The organism is Moorena sp. SIO4G3 (assembly GCF_010692305.1).
Lineage (GTDB): Bacteria > Cyanobacteriota > Cyanobacteriia > Cyanobacteriales > Coleofasciculaceae > Moorena > Moorena producens_A.
The window spans coordinates 25,677-42,008 of the sequence record NZ_JAAHIG010000045.1; the positions used below are offsets into that span (position 1 = coordinate 25,677).

At 43.9% G+C, this 16,332-nt stretch carries 14 protein-coding genes and 1 tRNA gene; 7 read left to right on the forward strand and 8 right to left on the reverse strand.

Annotated features, from left to right (window positions below):
• Window positions 1–45: 45 nt before the first annotated feature.
• Window positions 46–882 (reverse strand): undecaprenyl-diphosphate phosphatase, encoded by an 837-nt coding sequence (locus tag F6J99_RS11435; RefSeq protein ID WP_293113036.1) that lies wholly within the window; start codon window positions 880–882, stop codon window positions 46–48.
• A gap of 316 nt (window positions 883–1,198) precedes the next feature.
• Entirely contained in the window at window positions 1,199–1,366 is a 168-nt protein-coding gene (locus tag F6J99_RS11440; RefSeq protein WP_293113026.1) for a hypothetical protein, read from the reverse strand.
• A 279-nt stretch (window positions 1,367–1,645) separates the two neighbouring features.
• Here F6J99_RS11440 and F6J99_RS11445 point away from each other — a divergent pair, with 279 nt between their 5' ends.
• The gene (locus tag F6J99_RS11445; protein ID WP_293113037.1) at window positions 1,646–2,302 is read left to right on the forward strand and encodes a DUF3120 domain-containing protein; all 657 of its coding nucleotides are present in this window, start codon (window positions 1,646–1,648) and stop codon (window positions 2,300–2,302) included.
• A gap of 345 nt (window positions 2,303–2,647) precedes the next feature.
• A complete protein-coding gene (locus F6J99_RS11450) occupies window positions 2,648–3,688 on the forward strand; it encodes an adenylate/guanylate cyclase domain-containing protein (RefSeq protein WP_293113038.1) in 1,041 nt (346 codons plus the stop codon).
• A 270-nt stretch (window positions 3,689–3,958) separates the two neighbouring features.
• On the opposite strand, the gene F6J99_RS11455 is transcribed toward F6J99_RS11450, so the two are convergent.
• From F6J99_RS11455 to F6J99_RS11470, 4 genes are all read right to left on the reverse strand, one after another.
• Window positions 3,959–6,730 carry a hypothetical protein gene (locus F6J99_RS11455; protein WP_293113027.1) on the reverse strand — a complete coding sequence of 924 codons (2,772 nt, stop codon included), beginning with the start codon at window positions 6,728–6,730 and terminating at the stop codon, window positions 3,959–3,961.
• A 249-nt stretch (window positions 6,731–6,979) separates the two neighbouring features.
• On the reverse strand, window positions 6,980–7,201 hold the full coding sequence (locus F6J99_RS11460) for a hypothetical protein (protein ID WP_293113028.1): 222 nt from the start codon (window positions 7,199–7,201) through the stop codon (window positions 6,980–6,982).
• A gap of 693 nt (window positions 7,202–7,894) precedes the next feature.
• Window positions 7,895–8,326, reverse strand: coding sequence for a hypothetical protein (locus F6J99_RS11465; RefSeq protein WP_070392919.1), 432 nt, complete (start codon window positions 8,324–8,326; stop codon window positions 7,895–7,897).
• 404 nt (window positions 8,327–8,730) lie between these two features.
• Window positions 8,731–8,919 carry a hypothetical protein gene (locus tag F6J99_RS11470; protein WP_293113029.1) on the reverse strand — a complete coding sequence of 63 codons (189 nt, stop codon included), beginning with the start codon at window positions 8,917–8,919 and terminating at the stop codon, window positions 8,731–8,733.
• 105 nt (window positions 8,920–9,024) lie between these two features.
• Between F6J99_RS11470 and F6J99_RS11475 the strand changes: the two genes are divergently transcribed.
• The 4 genes from F6J99_RS11475 (at window position 9,025) to F6J99_RS11490 (ending at window position 13,370) form a co-directional block, all read left to right on the forward strand.
• A complete protein-coding gene (locus tag F6J99_RS11475) occupies window positions 9,025–9,147 on the forward strand; it encodes a hypothetical protein (protein ID WP_293113030.1) in 123 nt (40 codons plus the stop codon).
• The gene (locus F6J99_RS11480) at window positions 9,140–12,637 is read left to right on the forward strand and encodes a tetratricopeptide repeat protein (RefSeq protein WP_293113031.1); all 3,498 of its coding nucleotides are present in this window, start codon (window positions 9,140–9,142) and stop codon (window positions 12,635–12,637) included. The genes F6J99_RS11475 and F6J99_RS11480 overlap by 8 nt, the downstream gene beginning before the upstream one ends.
• A 273-nt stretch (window positions 12,638–12,910) precedes the next feature.
• Window positions 12,911–13,111, forward strand: a complete 201-nt coding sequence (locus tag F6J99_RS11485; RefSeq protein WP_293113032.1) for a hypothetical protein — start codon at window positions 12,911–12,913, stop codon at window positions 13,109–13,111.
• Between the two features lie 118 nt (window positions 13,112–13,229).
• The gene (locus tag F6J99_RS11490; RefSeq protein WP_293113033.1) at window positions 13,230–13,370 is read left to right on the forward strand and encodes a hypothetical protein; all 141 of its coding nucleotides are present in this window, start codon (window positions 13,230–13,232) and stop codon (window positions 13,368–13,370) included.
• On the opposite strand, the gene F6J99_RS11495 is transcribed toward F6J99_RS11490, so the two are convergent.
• Window positions 13,362–15,014, reverse strand: a complete 1,653-nt coding sequence (locus F6J99_RS11495) for an AarF/ABC1/UbiB kinase family protein (RefSeq protein WP_293113034.1) — start codon at window positions 15,012–15,014, stop codon at window positions 13,362–13,364. The genes F6J99_RS11490 and F6J99_RS11495 overlap by 9 nt on opposite strands.
• Window positions 15,015–15,251: 237 nt before the next feature.
• On the opposite strand from F6J99_RS11495, the gene F6J99_RS11500 reads away from it, so the two are divergent.
• Window positions 15,252–15,324 (forward strand) — tRNA-Phe (locus F6J99_RS11500).
• A gap of 190 nt (window positions 15,325–15,514) precedes the next feature.
• Here F6J99_RS11500 and F6J99_RS11505 read toward each other — a convergent pair.
• On the reverse strand, window positions 15,515–16,027 hold the full coding sequence (locus tag F6J99_RS11505) for a hypothetical protein (RefSeq protein ID WP_293113035.1): 513 nt from the start codon (window positions 16,025–16,027) through the stop codon (window positions 15,515–15,517).
• Between the last annotated feature and the right edge of the window lie 305 nt (window positions 16,028–16,332).

Genomic DNA, 16,332 nt, shown 5'->3' on the forward strand with positions numbered 1-16,332 from the left:
TCTCCCCATCTCCCCATCTTCCCACACTTCCCACACTTGCGATCGCTAACTATTTTCTAACAGCCCAGTTATGATAGCACCTAAAATTGCGATCCCAAACAATAACCGATACCAGACGAATATCCAGACACCTTGTTTTTTGAGATAGCTGATCATCCATGCGATCGCTACGTAGGAAAATACTGCTGATGAAATCACCCCTACAATCAGTGACATTCCCCCAGCATCCCCGATGCCATCTTTGAGCAAACCGACTAACTCCACTAAACCAGCTAAGGTAATTGCTGGGATGCCCAACAAAAAGGAAAACCGTGCTGCGGTTGCTCGTTCCAAACCCATGAATAAACCAGCAGTGAGAGTTGAGCCAGACCGGGAGACACCAGGCATTAAAGCCAACGCCTGAGCCAAGCCCATCCCGATCCCATCTTTAAGACCTAAATCCTCAAAGTTACGCTTACGCTTACCCACGACTTCAGAAACACCCATCAACAAACCCATCACAATCGAGACATAGGCGATTGACATGGTACTCCGTATCGGAGAATTATCATAATCAGGGATAAAGATTTTAATCAGCAGTCCAAAGAAGACAATGGGTAGGGTGCCCAAGGCAATTCCCAGGGCCATCTGGAAGTCTTGGGATTGGTAATCGGATTTACGGATAGCGTTAAATGCGCCAGTAGTGACTTTACTCAAGTCTCCCCAGAAGTACCACACTACTGCCGCAATGGAGCCTAGTTGAATCACAGCCGTAAACGCAACTCCTGGATCACCCCAGCCTAAGGTCACAGGTACCACTTTTAGATGAGCGGTACTACTAATAGGCAGGAATTCCGTGAACCCTTGTACAAAACCCAGCACCACAGCCTGAAAAATAGTCATGTGAGGCGTAGTAATTGTGGCAGTGGTACTGGTTGAGGATAAGACATCTGGGGCAGGAGTTGTAGCGAGAACCTTCAAGGGGAAGGTAAGGCAGGCGCTAATAACAGCAATGATAGAAAAATTGATAAATTGACGTTTTGATAAGACCATTCGTTCCCCTATTGAGGTTGCTCCAGCTGAATCAGCCAGCCTTAATTCAATCGGTATTCTGGCATAAGTTACCAACAATCGCCAATGAAATCTGGATTCTTAGCAAACATTTTATGATATCCCAATTCCATTCCATCTTGATCCTTAATCCTTAAACCTTAATATTTCATTCTTCTCGGGAATCGGGAGTCGAGAGTCGGGAGTCGGGAGTCGGGAGTCGGGAATCGGGAGTCGGGAATCGGGAGTCGGGAATCGGGAGTCGGGAGTCGGGAATCGGGAATCGGGAGTCGGGAGTCGGGAGTCGGGAGTCGGGAATCGGGAAAAAGTCTAGCAATAGTCCTCGCCCTACCCGTAGCCCACCACCAATGGCTTGGCAAATCTTAATTTTTCATGAGTTTTTGAGTTCAGACTTGAGATTAGATATTTCTACCCTTGCCATACACCACCACATTCAATTACTCTTACCAATATGCCCCCAGGGGGGATATTGGTAATGATATATTAAGTTGAATAAAGATAATTAAAGATAAATAACAAAATTTTGTTGAAAAATACTTGGTTTTCTGGTATAGCCCCAAGAAATTCCCATCAGTCAGGGCAACTACTTCTATCTATCCCTCCTAGGGGAGTTAGTAATCCTCAAGGATGGCTATTATTTGCTGCCGCCTCCTTCCTGGTTTCTGTACCAGTGTTCTTCCAAGCTCCCCTAGTGCGGCTTTTGCCAGTGTTGAGTTTAGCCATCACCCTAGCTTGGGTGTGGCTGGGGGTAAAACTGCTCCAACGTCCATCAACCCAAGTCTGGGGTGACTTGCTGTTGGGATTTAGCTGGAGTTGGCTGGCTGGTTCATTATATTGGGGTTGGTTGCGCACTGAACCTCTATGGCATTTACCGGTAGAGGCAATTGGTCTACCATTTGCTCTGTGGGGATTGTGGCGGGGTTGGGGAAAGGTAGGAAATCTGTTTTACTTAGGTTCGTTATTCGGTACAGCCATGACCGACATCTATTTCTACTTGACGAATCTAATTCCCTACTGGCGTCAGGTGATGGTAGTAGAGCCAGTACTGGCAAAACCAATCTTTCAAAATGCGATCGCACAAGTCCAAACTCCTTGGGGAATTAGCTGGGCAGTGGTTTTGGTTGCTACGCTAGGAATAGTTGGTCTTTCGTCATTGACAAAAGAACAGCCCCATTGGTGGACATTTAGTGGAGCCGTGTTGAGTACAATCGTGGTAGATAGTCTTTTTTGGTTGGCAGCTAACCTAGCATGATGACTCCAGACACTGACCTTAAGGGGTACAGTGTGGGCTTCTTCGGAAGCCTTTGTCATTTATTTATTTATATTTAGATATTTATATTAGGTTAGTGTTGAGCGTTGTCATTCCGAAATGACTCCATCATCCTTTGAATGCATCTACTAGGGACAGCTTATGAGTTTTGCTGGGTCTTTGACAGCAGCAAAACTCAAGCTAGATTAGCAGTAACTAGTCAGTAACTTATTGCTGCTATTGTTTCTCCAACTGCTGCGCTATCCTTCCCTAATCAGCGGTGCGACCCAAGGGCGATTTACTCGCCACGAGGCGCGCACCGTGGGGAAATCTTGGAAAATTGATGCAATGATCAACGTCTCCGTTAACCCTGTTGTTGCTCCTATATCTGTGGTGACTTTGCGATCCACCCCTTACCTACTTATGCCTACTGACTCTGGCAATCACTATATGCCATTAGTTGGTAGCAATTGCTGGACCGTCGGTCGTAGTGATGATAACAATTTTGTACTTTCAGATCGCTGGATTTCCCGAAACCATGCGATGTTGCAGTGTACCGAAAACGGTGATTTCTATCTCATTGATTTAGGAAGCCGTAACGGTACATTTGTCAATGGGCGCAGAGTCAGCATTCCTGTGACCTTGCGCAATGGCGATCATCTAACCTTTGGTCAGACAGAATTGGAGTTTTACTGCCCAGCCAAGGCTCATCAAACTGAACCATCTGAACCTATAGATAAAGATACCCAAACGTCAATATTGCACGTGCGCCGCCTGATTTCAGTGATGGTGGTGGACATCCGAAACTTCACCGTACTCACCCACCAGTTGGATGAAACCACCCTGTCAGTGGCAATTGGCAGCTGGTTCCGGGAGTCTGGAGAAATTCTGAAAAGGTGTGGCAGTTGGGTAGATAAATACATCGGTGACGCAATTATGGCGATTTGGTTTCATGGCTCTAAAGGGGTCAGTGATCAAGAAGCCATGAGTATTTTGCAAGCGGTCAATGACCTGAACAAAATGACTAGCAATCTGTCTAAGGAATATCCTCTGCCCTTCCCATTGCGAATTGGTACTGGAATCAACACCGGTCATGCTATTGTTGGTAACACCACTGGTAGTGGCGATCGCCCAGAATACACTGCTGTTGGGGATACTGTAATAGCCGCTTTTCGCCTCGAATCTGCCACCAAGGAACTTGGTTTAGATATTGCCTTAGGGGAGGATACATACCGCTACCTTTCTAAAATCCGAAAGTCTGAGCTTAGGTTCAAGCAACACACTGTCAATCTCAAAGGTTATGATACTTCCACTATTACCTATGCTGGAACCTATGATGATTTAGATAATTTCTTGCGAATTAATTCTACTCTACCAAGTATTGAATAAGCTTTATTAAAAGCTATCACTCATTATTAGGAATTAAGAATTAAGAATTCAAAATTAAAAATTAAAAATTAAAAACCCAAGATTCAACTTTCAACGTTCAAACAGCTAACCTTTAACTTTCAACAACCTTAAACCTTGGCCAAAAGGCCAAGCTACGCCAACAACCAGCTAACCTTGGCCAAAGGCCACGCTACGCGAACAACTTTCAACTTTCAACTTTCAACTTTCAACTTTCAACATTGCACTTAACTAATCCCTAAACCCTAACTATTAAAATTTGAACTGAGCACCTGCTTCGACTCTAGCATCAAATCCCTCGTCACCTGTACCTAGTTTAGCGTCTATAAATAAACCATTATCTGAATGGTACCTCAAGATAGCGCCATAGTTAAAGCCTGACACTCGACTGTCAAGCCCCACATTGGTAGTGGTGAAATTTCTGACAAAAGCGCCTAGAGAAAAATTATCGATCACTCGTTGCGAAAGCTCTAAATCATAAAATACTTTCCTACCTATCTCTAGATTAAGCTTGGATTTTAAACCGCCGACAGTTCCTAATTCTCCAGTAACATATCCAACAACTTCCCCTTGACTATTTTCTGGCATAAAAGCATTCAGACCTTCTGGAGTATACAGAATAGCAGGAGTCACTGAATACCCTAGGCTTTTTCCCTGACGTGAAAAGGAATAGGCGGCTGTGATTTGGAAAGGATTCAATCGATTCGCAGAACTATTCCAATTAATACTAAAAAACGGCACGTGAGTGATGATGGCGATTGGTTTATTGGTTGAGTCAACCGCTACATGTCGATTCAGCCAATTTACCTCAGCGTAGCTATAGACTCCCACAGTCGGTTCTTTGGTAAATCCATTATCGTCCGAAACATCTGACGGATTGTTTTCTCCAACCCCTGGTGCTGAATTACGAGCCAGATTAAACCAACCTCCTAAGCTGACACCATAGTTGAAATTTTCCGATGTACCAGCTACTAATACTTCTATAGTAGGTAGAGATACATAACCAGCAAAGGTTCTGTCTCGAATACTTCGTTGAGAAGTCTGGGTGAGTGTAATCCGATCAAATGCTATATCAAATGCTCGACCACTGTTGATTGGTACGACAGTGTTATCAAAAGATCTAAATTGTTGCACAAATTGTCTGCCATCAGGACTAGTCAAAATAACATCTACCGCTGATGATTCGTTACTGGGAGTAATCGAAGTATTATTCAAAGGAACTACCCCAGCAATGAAACCCAATGGACCAAAATCTTGGTTAGAAAGTCTTAGTTCAGAAAAAGACGTATCTCCTTGATCCCAATCACTTATATCTCTTTTAATAAAATCAATGGCTCGCTGGTGATTCCCTGTTCTGAGTTGGACTATCCTAGAGTGGTTAGGGCTAATTTTACTAGGAAACGTCACAGTACCCGATACCTGATTGAGACGACTAGAGCGATTAGTATTGGCTAAGGTTTGATTAAGTCTTTGATTGATTTGACGTCGCTGTTGGGGAGTAGCTCTAGTCTTTAAGGTCGCAAATCCTTCATTATTGTCAAATTTTTGTCGAGCGTCTTGAATACTGTGGTCTATATTGTTAAAATCAATAAATTCAAAAACTATCCCGAGTGCCATTCCCAGAGTCGCATTCCCAATTTGGGTCGAATCCAGGTCGCCATCAAAAGATAGGGTTAGGGAAATACCTGGGTTGGAAAAAATACTTGAGTAACTGGCACTGATGTCTACTGGGTCATACTGAATCAGGCTTCGGTTGTGAGATTTACTGATATAAAATCTGTACCAATGCTTACTCTCTTGACTATCAATGTTCAAGTCAACTTCAGTAGCTGTTTGACCAAGGGGAATCCAATGTAAAGAATTTAGATAATAAAAATCTCTTTCCTCTTCAGTTAGGAAAGGATTGACAGATAAATTCAATAAATCATTGGTCATCCCTCCCCCTGGTTGTGCAATCTTAGCGCCAGGGATAGATGTAGTAGGAGCCGTGAAATTCATACCTTCTCCTGTCAAAGGGTCTCCCCAGGTAATTCCCGCTGCTTGTAGAGCCTCTTGAGGAATTATTTCCCCTTCTTCCAATTTGACATTACCATTATCTAACAAAGGTTGTAGATTTGTGGTTGGATAACCTTGCAAAATCCGGGGAGCATTATCTGCATCTAAAAATTGGAATAAAGAGCCTCCACCGCTACGATTCAAGGTTGACCCACTGCCAAGATTGATTACATTATTTTCCAGGACAGTAACATTCGGATCGTTAGTATCAATTCCACTATTAATGATTACGTCACCAGCCCGTATTCCTTCTGGAGTTCTCAATTCTCCAGATATTACCCTTACTGTCAAGTCATTAACCTCAACGTCTCCAACTAACTCTTCAAAATTATTGGGCAAAGCTGAGATAAATTGTAGCCCCCAAAAGGATTGCTCTACAGTCGCTGTTTGGGTGAGTTGAGTATCCCTTGACTTTCCTTGGTAGAGAAGACCACCTTGGAATCCTTGAGTCTCTATAACAATAGTATTGCCATCAAGAACCCAGTAGAATTGACTATCTTTAGGAAAATTAGCAAAGGTAAATCTATTCAGAATGGGATTGTCGTCAGCGAATCTTAACTCTGTCTCTAGGTAATTTTCGTTTTTGTTTGGTCTAAATGATGTCGGCTCAAAGGTTAACTTATCGGTGGGATTAATAATCCAAGGATACTTGGTGGCACTTTGAGTTATAACATCACTGATGGGAGTTTTTTTTGAATTTTCTTGATTTTGGGTTTGTGCTGCTAAGGTGGTTGACTCTGCTTCAGGTGACCTAGATTCAGCAACTTCTGTTTCCAAGACATTTAGATTATCGTCTGGTTGCTTATCAACTCTAAAGTCTTTAAGCTGATCAGAATAAGACGTCAAAAAATCTGAATCTTTAACTTCAAAATGTACGTTTTCAAAAATTTGGTAATTATTAAAATCGGTAGGGAACGTTGGTGTTTGAACAAAAAAATTTGCAAAAAAAAGTAAAATTAGTTGCTCCATTATTTTAACCTAAAATCATCCAGTAACAGCATTTAAACAAAAGCTACAATTTTTGATGAGATTAATTGTTAGTTTTTGCTTATGTGATGCTCCGTATTTTCTGATCAATAACACCTATAAAATTGCAATTTAATCAATTAAAAAAAATTGCTGTATATAAATTTAGATATGCCTATTAAATTTATAAAGTTTTACAACAAAAAAATAGTTGCTTTATAAGCATTCAGCTATAGCGCGTGTCGCGTGAAGTCACAGGCTGGAAGCCTGTGGCAACGCTACGCAAATGGCCACGCCACGAGAAAAGGTTATGCCCATAGCACAGGGGGTGACAACAAGGCTAAAAACTAAACAGGGTGTGGGGTGTGGGGGGTAGGGGGTGGGGAAAATAAAAGCGATGCAGCTTCGGAACAGGGGAGGCAGTGCCTTCATGTGGGGGTTTCCCCCATGAGCAACTGCCGTGGTTTCCCCCACTCGCGCTTTGCATCAAGACAGGGAATTTGGAGTGAGCCGGTGGGATAACAATCGGTCCGAGATCTGATTTAACCGTCCCGTCGCAACGTAGCCAGCTCTTGATCTTCCCCTACACCCATCACCCCACACCCCACACCCCGTCAGTGCCCATAGCGCATAAGCTGATGGCTTACAAATGAATTGTGATAATTTTTGTTGACTGCTCCGAAGCTTCCTGCTACTTCCTTTTTTCTTTGCTAGTGTTGTCTAAAACTATAAAAAATACTCCTAGGATTTCTCTACAGAGAAATTCCAGGAGGCGTGTTCAAAGAAACGTGATTGAAGAGACAGGGTAAACGCATCTAAATTAGTCTTGACAGTAAACCGCGCTATGTGGATTACAGAAAAATTAGGACTCTATAGCGCTTTTCAGTTGAGTGTGACTTAAGCATATGCGCTACGCGAACAGCGGTCAGCCCTCAGCGGTCAGCCCTCAGCGGTCAGCCCTCAGCCAATGGCGAAGCGTTCTCATAAACTGATAGCACCTCAAGTAGCGTGTGCGTAGCACATAAGGTGATAGCTGATAGCTCATAGCTCATAGCTGATAGCTGATAGCTGATAGCTGATAGCTGATAGCTTACTGTTAAAGCTAATAGAGGGTTTATTAATTAAGATGCGTTTGTCCTGATTGAAGAGGAGTAATTTACTGTTAATTTACTCTAGAGCACCCAAGCCCTCGGTACCTGCTCCGGCACGGATTAAAGCGGCTTGATCCTCAACTGCGGTAGCAGCACCTAGAGCGGTTGCAGCAGCGTCAAGGAATGGATTTACTGAGTCAGTAGTGGTAGTAGTGGAGACTGCCGCAACTCCAGTTCCATCTAGGGTGAGGGTATCGATAGTTGCAGTGTCTGTTCCAGCACCGGTGTATGCTGGTGTAACAGTCAATGGACCAGAAAAGTGGAGAGATTCAGGTAAAATCAGCTCACCGGAAACACTGATAGAGCTTCCAGAAGGCCGTGTCTCTACGGCAGATCCACGAATCGCTGATTCAGCATGAGCTGATGTGGCCAGTACAGCAGTTAAGCCCGCAAAAATGAGACCTGTGTTGATGAGAGTTTTGCCTAGAGAAAGATAGTTGTTGTTCATTGTTTTTCGAGCTTTGTGAGTTGATAGTTTATCCTGAATTGAGTTAGTGTTTAACCCGTTTCATAGTTCTAAACTAACCGCCTATAAAGATGGTTGTAAATTAGAAATACTACTGAAAAAATTTAACCACATAACTATTATGTAGTTATAGAAATAGAGATAATACTGAGTTAAAGTAAAAACTCATAATTATTGATTATCCGGAAAGTTTTTACTTTTCTTAAAAAATTTTATTTTCTCTGATAACAAAAAAATTAGTTATTTTTTATCCGGATAAAAATAGAGGAATCGGGAATCGGGAATCGGGAATCGGGAATCGGGAATCGGGAGTAGGGAGCGGCGGAATATGGGGTAGACAGAGAATTTATTGACACTTTCTGGATTTCTCCCGACTCAGTTGGTAGCTAATCTATGGAATAGCAAGATGTGGTAAGGGTATGGCGATTAACCCCATGGGTGTCAATTCCTGCGATGCCAGCACCCCAGCTGAGGATCAGGGTTATAGCGTTACGCCCAAGGCAAGAGGCAAAAGGCAAAAGGCAAAAGTTTACTAAAACAGCTTTTGCTGCTTGTCTAGCAATTCTATTTCCCATGAGGTACAAAGGGATCCCCCTAAATCCCCCTTAAAAAGGGGGACTTTCAGGTTGAAAAGTGTACCTCATAAATGCAATAACCGCTATATCAATGTCCTAACTTTAATGGGTAGTGCTATATTGTTAGCCTCAATTATTCTCCACTTTTCCCTGTTCCCTGTTCCCTGTTCCCGACAACTGCCACGAAGTCTAATGACCTTCATTCCTGGAGAGCTAGTCTGTGAGTGATCGTAACGATTTAATTGAAATTTCTGGTACTGAGAATTCCTCTCGCCGTGGGGATGTCATTTTTGTCCATGGACTCGGAGGTCATGCCCGGGGCACTTGGCACCCCCAAGAACGGCGACATGATAATAATTTTTGGCCTGCTTGGCTGGGGCAAGATTTATCAGATGTGGGAATTTGGTCTCTGGCTTATGAGGTAGAACCGTTTAGATGGAAAGGTAATTCTATGCCTCTGGTAGACCGGGCGACTAATAGTTTAGATCTACTGGATAGCTATGAGATAGGCGATCGCCCAATAATTTTCATTACTCACAGTATGGGGGGACTGCTGGTTAAACAGATGCTGCGCAGTGCTAGGGACTTTGGCAAATGGCAAGCGATCGCATCTGGGACCAGGGGAATTGTTTTCCTGTCTACCCCTCATTCTGGTTCTGATTTGGCAAGTTGGATTAATTATATTGGCACGATTCTACGAACCACTGTCAGTGTTGAGGAGTTGGAGGCGCACCATTCTCGCTTACGGGAACTGAATCTTTTGTATCGCAATGACCACCAGTTTAGCGAAATCCCGATGCTGGTTTACTGCGAAACCAGACCTACCAATGGGATTTTAGTGGTGAATCAAACCAGTGCTGATCCTGGTATTAAGGGGGTTATTCCTGTCCCGATGGATTGTGACCATATTTCTATCTGCAAAGTAGAGGATAAAAAGAATCGAATCTACCGTCAGGTAAAGCGGTTTGTCAATCAGAATTTACAGCCGTTTTCAGATAAATTGACCTCACTACCTTTAGGGACAAGCCCCCTAAATCCCCTAATTCTGGGGGACTTTAACTCAATTTCCCCCCAAAGTTGGGGGGCTAGGGGGGCGAAACTTGCTGTAACAACTCCTCTGCCACCGATTCAACCAAAAGTAGCAGTTAATCCTGATAGTAATCCTGATAGTAAAAAGGAAGACGCAAAAAAAAAAGTTGATGATGGACTAGGTTTAATAGACATTCCCCAAAATCTGCCCCACACCAATGTTTCCAAATTCGTTGGACGCTCAAGTGAACTGGAAACTCTACATCAGCAGCTACAGCAGGGAGAACGGGTGGTAATTTCTGCTATTTCTGGCATGGGTGGTATCGGTAAAACTGAATTAGCCCTGCAATATGCCATCAACTATTGGTGGAAAAAACATTATCTGGGTGGGGTTTGCTGGCTCCAGGCGCGGGATGTGGATTTAGGGACTCAAATTGTAGAGTTTGCCCAGCTCAAAATGAACTTGGAAGTGCCTCAGGAAAAAGCAGGAAAATCTCTCACTCTCGAACAAAAAGCTCAATGGTGCTGGGACAATTGGCAGCCATCGGATAATTTGGTGCTGGTGATTTTCGATGATGTTACTGAATTTGATAAAATTAAACCCTATCTGCCTCCAAATCACCCCCGTTTTAAGATTATTATTACTACCAGAAAGCAGTCGTTAGCAGAGTCTTTTGATCTGTTAGCCCTGGAAGTGCTTTCCGAAGCAGCGGCTTTGGAGTTATTGGAATCCCTAATCGGGGAAGAAAGACTAAACCGGCAGTGGTCGGAAGCCAAAAAACTCTGCAAATGCTTGGGATATCTGCCCCTAGGTTTGGAATTGGTAGGGCGATATTTAAAAATATTTAAAAAGGATTTATCCCTGGCAGATATGCAGCAGCGGTTAAAAAAAAAGCATTTGGAACAGAAATCGCTAAAAGAACCAACTGCTACTATGACAGTACAAAAGGGAGTGGCAGCAGCCTTTGAGTTGAGTTGGCGTGAACTGGATGAACAAGCCCAGCAGTTGGGTTGTCTGCTGAGTTTGTTTGCTTTGGCTCCCATTCCCTGGTATTTGGTGGAAAATTCTTTGCCTGACCAAGATTCAGAGGATTTAGAAGATCTTAGAGATTACAGTCTGTTGGAACTGAATTTACTTGGGCGCACGGATCAGGGAATCTACCAGTTGCACGAGTTGATTCGAGAGTTCCTACGAGACAAAATGAAACGTTACGATGGGGCTGATCAACTCAAGCAGGGATTTGGTCAGGCAATGGTGGCCGTGGCAGATAAAATTCCTTATAGACCAACACTAGAGGATATTGTTACAGCTACTCCCGCCATCCCTCACCTGACGGAAGCTGCTAAAGTACTCTCAGACTGGCTCAAGGATGAAGATTTATACCAACCTTTCCAGGGTCTGGGTTGGTTTTACGAAGGTCAAACAGCTTATAACGAGGCATTATCCTGGTTAAAGGAATGCAAAGAGCTCACCCGCAATCGCTTAGGCAGCGAACACCCCTCTGTCGCCACTTCTCTCAACAATCTGGCATATCTCTACAATTATCAGGGACAGTACTCCGAGGCAGAATCTCTTTTTCTCCAAGCCTTGGAGATCAGGAACAAACTTTTAGGTACTCAACACCAAGACGTCGCCGAATCTCTCGACAATCTGGCATTAGTCTACTTTAATCAGGGAAGGTACTGTGAGGCCGAACCTCTTTTTGTCCAAGCCTTGGAGATCAGGAACAAACTTTTAGGTAAAGAACACCCAGATGTTGCTCTCTCCCTCAACAATCTGGCATTACTCTACTTTATGCAGGGACGGTACTGCGAGGCCGAACCTCTCTATGTCCAAGCCTTGGAGATGAGGAACAAACTTTACGGTCAACAACACCCATATGTCGCCACCTCCCTCAACAATCTGGCATTACTCTACAGGGATCAGGGAAGGTACTGCGAGGCCGAAGCTCTTTTTGTCCAAGCCTTGGATATGTTCAAAAAACTTTTAGGTACTGAACACCCCTCTGTTGCCACCTCTCTCGACAATCTGGCATATCTCTACAATTATCAGGGAAGGTACTGCGAGGCCGAACCTCTTTTTGTCCAAGCCTTGGAGATGAAGAAAAAACTTTTAGGTACTGAACACCCCTCTGTCGCCATCTCCCTCCACGGTCTGGCATTACTCTACAATAATCAGGGAAGGTACTGCGAGGCCGAACCTCTTTTTGTCCAAGCCTTGGAGATGACGAAAAAACTATACGGTAAAGAACACCCATATGTCGCTATCTCCCTCCACGGTCTGGCATTACTCTACCTTAATCAGAGACGTTACTCAGAGGGAGAACTTCTTTTTCTCCAAGCCTTGGAGATGTTCAAAAAACTCTTGGGTAAAGAACACCGACGTGTCGCACAATCTCTCAACGGTCTGGCAGAACTCTACTCTAATCAGGGAAGGTACTGCGAGGCAGAACCTCTTTTTGTCCAAGCCTTGGAGATTACAAAAAAACTATATGGTAAAGAACACCCACATATCGCACAATCTCTCAACCGTCTGGCAGAACTCTACTCTAATCAGGGACGGTACTGTGAGGCAGAACCTCTTGTTGTCCAAGCCTTGGAGATTTTTGAAGGAAAGTTAGGGTCAAATCATCCCAGGACTGTCGGTTGCCGCGAAAATCTTCAAAAATTACGGGATCAGCTGACTTAGGAAGGCAGAAGGAAAGGGAAAGGCAAGAGGGAAGAGGCAAAAGTTAATCAACTATATAGCAATTAAAGTAGGGTGGGCAAAGTAATCTAATCTATCAATACTCACGCATAACCAAACTGTGTCTTGATGCAGTCGCTCATGGGGGAAACCCCCAAGACCGCGCTGCATCGCTTTTTGCCCACCCTACAAGCTAAAAAGGATAGCCTAGAGCAAGTTAATTTTTATGCTAGACTATAGAGGTTTAATCACCAGTATTGCAGTCAGTTATTACTGATGACAAAAGTAGAACAAATTCAAGCTGAAATTGAGGCTCTCTCTAAGGAAGATTTTGTGCGCTTGAGAGAGTGGTTTGCTGAAAGAGACTGGTTACTCTGGGATAAACAGCTTGAAGCTGATATTGCTGATGGGAAGTTAGACTTCTTAATTGAGGAAGCAATGACAGCTAAATCCGAAGGAAAATTACAGGATTTGTAAGGGGTGAATTTCAGTGATGTTAATCCCTGGTTCAGATCCCCCTAAATCCCCCTTAATAAGGGGGACTTTTGAATCTAATTCCCCCCTTTTTTAAGGTCTAGCAGTCGAAGCAAAGCTGTTGAATCTAATTCCCCCCTTTTTTAAGGTTAGGGGGGATCAAAGTTCGATCCCGATTCCCGATTCCCGATTCCCGATTCCCGATTCCCGATTCCCTACTCCCTACTCCCTACTCCCTACTCCCTTATCAAAATTACCGTAACCGTCCCGAACGCAAAATACTAACAATTAGCCACAATCCTAAAAAACTAGCAGCAGCAAACAGGATATTAGTAACCACAGACATCTGGGGAGTTTGGCTTCCTGAAGCCACAATTGCTGCACCCACAATCAGGGAACCGACTACAATACTGAAGGAGAGTCGATTAGCGGAATCATCGATACTGTAACGTAGTTTGTCTAGCTCTGGGACAGTAATATTCCACTTGAGGGTTTCGGAACTGACCCGGTTTAAAAATAATTCGATTTGAGAAGGCGATCGCAATGACAGGCTTTTGAGATCTAAAATAGTTCTCAGAAGGGTTTGTAAGGGATCATCTCCCAGGAGTTGACGCCGAAACACTTCAGTAATCAGGGGTTTGATTTGGTCGAGCAGGTTAATTTCAGGATAAAACCCACGGGTAACCCCTTCCAAGTTAGCTAGGGTTTTGGCATATAAACCCATATTACCGGGTAAGCGGATTTTATTATTGCGCGAGACTTGCAGTATCTCATAAAACACTTCACTAAAGTTGATTTTGGAGAGGCTTCGGTTGTAATACTTGCGCAGCATACGGTCATAGTCATTTTCCAGGCCAGATAAATTGACCGACTCACCTGCTTCAGATAGTTGTAGGGTTAACTGAGCACATCGCTTGCCATCTAAATCTACAATTGCTAAGAGCATCTCGGTCAAAATCTGTTGGCTGCGGGGGTCTAAGCGTCCAATCATGCCACAGTCTAATAAGGCGACACGACCATCCATCAGATAAAATATGTTTCCGGGATGGGGGTCAGCATGGAAGAAGCCATCGATGTAAACCTGCTGGAAAAAAGCCCGAAATAACAGGGTGGTAATTTCCCGTCGCTGGGTCTGGGGGTCTTTGCCCTGTTGAGTTTGTGATAATTGCGCCGATAGCAGAGGTGCCCCTTCCAGCCACTCAATGGTAAGTAGCTTTTGGCTGGTCAAATCCCAGTAAATCTTTGGTATCACTAATTGCTGGGAATCGAACCAGCGGCTATTGGATAGATTACTGCGGAGTTTATCGGTATAGTTAGCTTCTTGGGTAAAATCCAGTTCTGCTTCTAGGGCAGTAACAAATTCATCGGCTATGGCAACGATATCGTAAGTCTTACCAAATTCCGTCAGAGAGACTAAATCTGCTAAGCCCCTAATGATAGCAATATCTTGGGCAACTATCTGGTCAATCCCAGGACGTTGCACTTTCAGAGCCACGTCTTGACCATTTTTGAGGGTAGCCCGATGGACTTGACCAATGGAACCAGCAGCAATGGCTTGGGGATTGATGGTAGTAAAGGTTTCTGAGATTGGCTGTGCTAGTTCTTGCTGTAGCAAGCTTTCTATTTCACTCCAGGCTACGGCTGGTACATTCGCTTGCAAGTCAGTCAGGACTTCAACATAGGCTCCTGGTAATAGGTCGGGACGGGTAGACAGCAGTTGTCCTAACTTAACGTACACCGGACCTAAATCGATTAAGATGTTGCGAAGGACAGTAGGAGTGGGGAGTTGAGGTTCGTCATTATTCTTGTTGCCCGTTAGGAGTCCTCGCATGTAATCCCAACCGTTTCGGAAGACAACTTCTAGGATTTCTCGCTGGCGGGTACTGGTTTGAGTTAGGGAAAACATTGGCTGAGGGTGGTTGAGTCATTTGGTTATATAGTAGACTTCTGGCAAAGTGGGGAATCGGGAATCGGGAATCGGGAATCGGGAATCGGCAATAGGCATGCTAGCAACAAGAATTGATGCCACCACTCCTAGAAGCCTGTGCCACAAGGGCTGGATCGCACAAAAAAAAAATTTTCTGATCTACTTGCCAATCCAGATTAGGTTTGTTAGACTTAATAAGGCGTCAAAAAAAGACAAGCCGGGATAGCTCAGCTGGTAGAGCAGAGGACTGAAAATCCTCGTGTCGGCGGTTCAAGTCCGCCTCCTGGCATATTCTGTAAGCGGTCAGCTTTCAGCCATCAGCGGTCAGCTTATTTTATTCAAAAGCTGTTAGCACCTAAACTAGCGTGGCCTAAGGCCAATAGATGATAGCTGAATACTGATAGCTGAATACTGATAGCTGAATACTGATAGCTGAATACTGATAGCTGATTGCTGATAACTGATTGCTTAAATACAGTTCAATCCCACCAATAGCAAACAACAACGGCATCCCGATCACGTTCACTATCGTCTCCCCATAATGCCCCTTCATATCGGTATCTCAATCGGCGTTTGAGTCGGTAACTGTACTCTTCGTTTGTGCCATCAGTTACCTCTACCGAGTCAGCTCGCCATTTTTTACCCAAATCGATTAGTTGGGAAACTTTCGTATCTTGATTTTCTGCAAGTACGTATAAGGTATCTGCTGGATAGGCAACAAAATGAATAATGCTGTTATCTGGCATTGGACGATAGTTTGCCATTGCCAGCAGGGTATCTAGCAAACCACCAAAACTTAACCCATGTTCATCTGGTGCAAAGACTGGTTTGCTAAACAGAAAACTTGCCCATAAATCTGTATGCTTAGAAAGGTCAGTAATAACTTCTGGGCCATCAAACTGATTGAATCGGCGCTGCCAAACCAAACCAGCAAATAGTTCTTGGGGAGAATAGGATTCAGCAATGGATTGAATTTTAGTCAAGTCAAGCATTGTTATTATGAGGGGTTTCACCTCGCCTAACTTCTTCTGGGTAAAAACGTGCCATGTACTAGGCTACCTCATTGTGCTCAATGTCAGCAGTCAGCAGTCAGCTGAAAATAAACCTCGTTCCCCTAAGGTAGGGTGTTCGCTATGCGTGCGCAATAGCTGAAAGCTGAAAGCTGAAAGCTTACGTGACTCCCAAAGCTGAAAGCCCCGTGTTTTTAAACCGGGGATGAAAGCTCGTAGCGACTTTAGTCGCCGTGAGAAAAATCTCGATTAGTACTCGACACTTTTATATAAAATCGCTATAATAA

Excerpts from the sequence above, each read along its gene's own strand:
- F6J99_RS11435 (WP_293113036.1), bottom strand. The coding sequence starts at position 882 with ATGACTATTTTTCAGGCTGTGGTGCTGGGTTTTGTACAAGGGTTCACG.
- F6J99_RS11450 (WP_293113038.1), top strand. The coding sequence starts at position 2,648 with ATGATCAACGTCTCCGTTAACCCTGTTGTTGCTCCTATATCTGTGGTG.
- F6J99_RS11455 (WP_293113027.1), bottom strand. The coding sequence starts at position 6,730 with ATGGAGCAACTAATTTTACTTTTTTTTGCAAATTTTTTTGTTCAAACA.
- F6J99_RS11465 (WP_070392919.1), bottom strand. The coding sequence starts at position 8,326 with ATGAACAACAACTATCTTTCTCTAGGCAAAACTCTCATCAACACAGGT.
- F6J99_RS11470 (WP_293113029.1), bottom strand. The coding sequence starts at position 8,919 with ATGGGAAATAGAATTGCTAGACAAGCAGCAAAAGCTGTTTTAGTAAAC.
- F6J99_RS11475 (WP_293113030.1), top strand. The coding sequence starts at position 9,025 with ATGGGTAGTGCTATATTGTTAGCCTCAATTATTCTCCACTTTTCCCTG.
- F6J99_RS11485 (WP_293113032.1), top strand. The coding sequence starts at position 12,911 with ATGACAAAAGTAGAACAAATTCAAGCTGAAATTGAGGCTCTCTCTAAG.
- F6J99_RS11495 (WP_293113034.1), bottom strand. The coding sequence starts at position 15,014 with ATGTTTTCCCTAACTCAAACCAGTACCCGCCAGCGAGAAATCCTAGAA.
- F6J99_RS11505 (WP_293113035.1), bottom strand. The coding sequence starts at position 16,027 with ATGCTTGACTTGACTAAAATTCAATCCATTGCTGAATCCTATTCTCCC.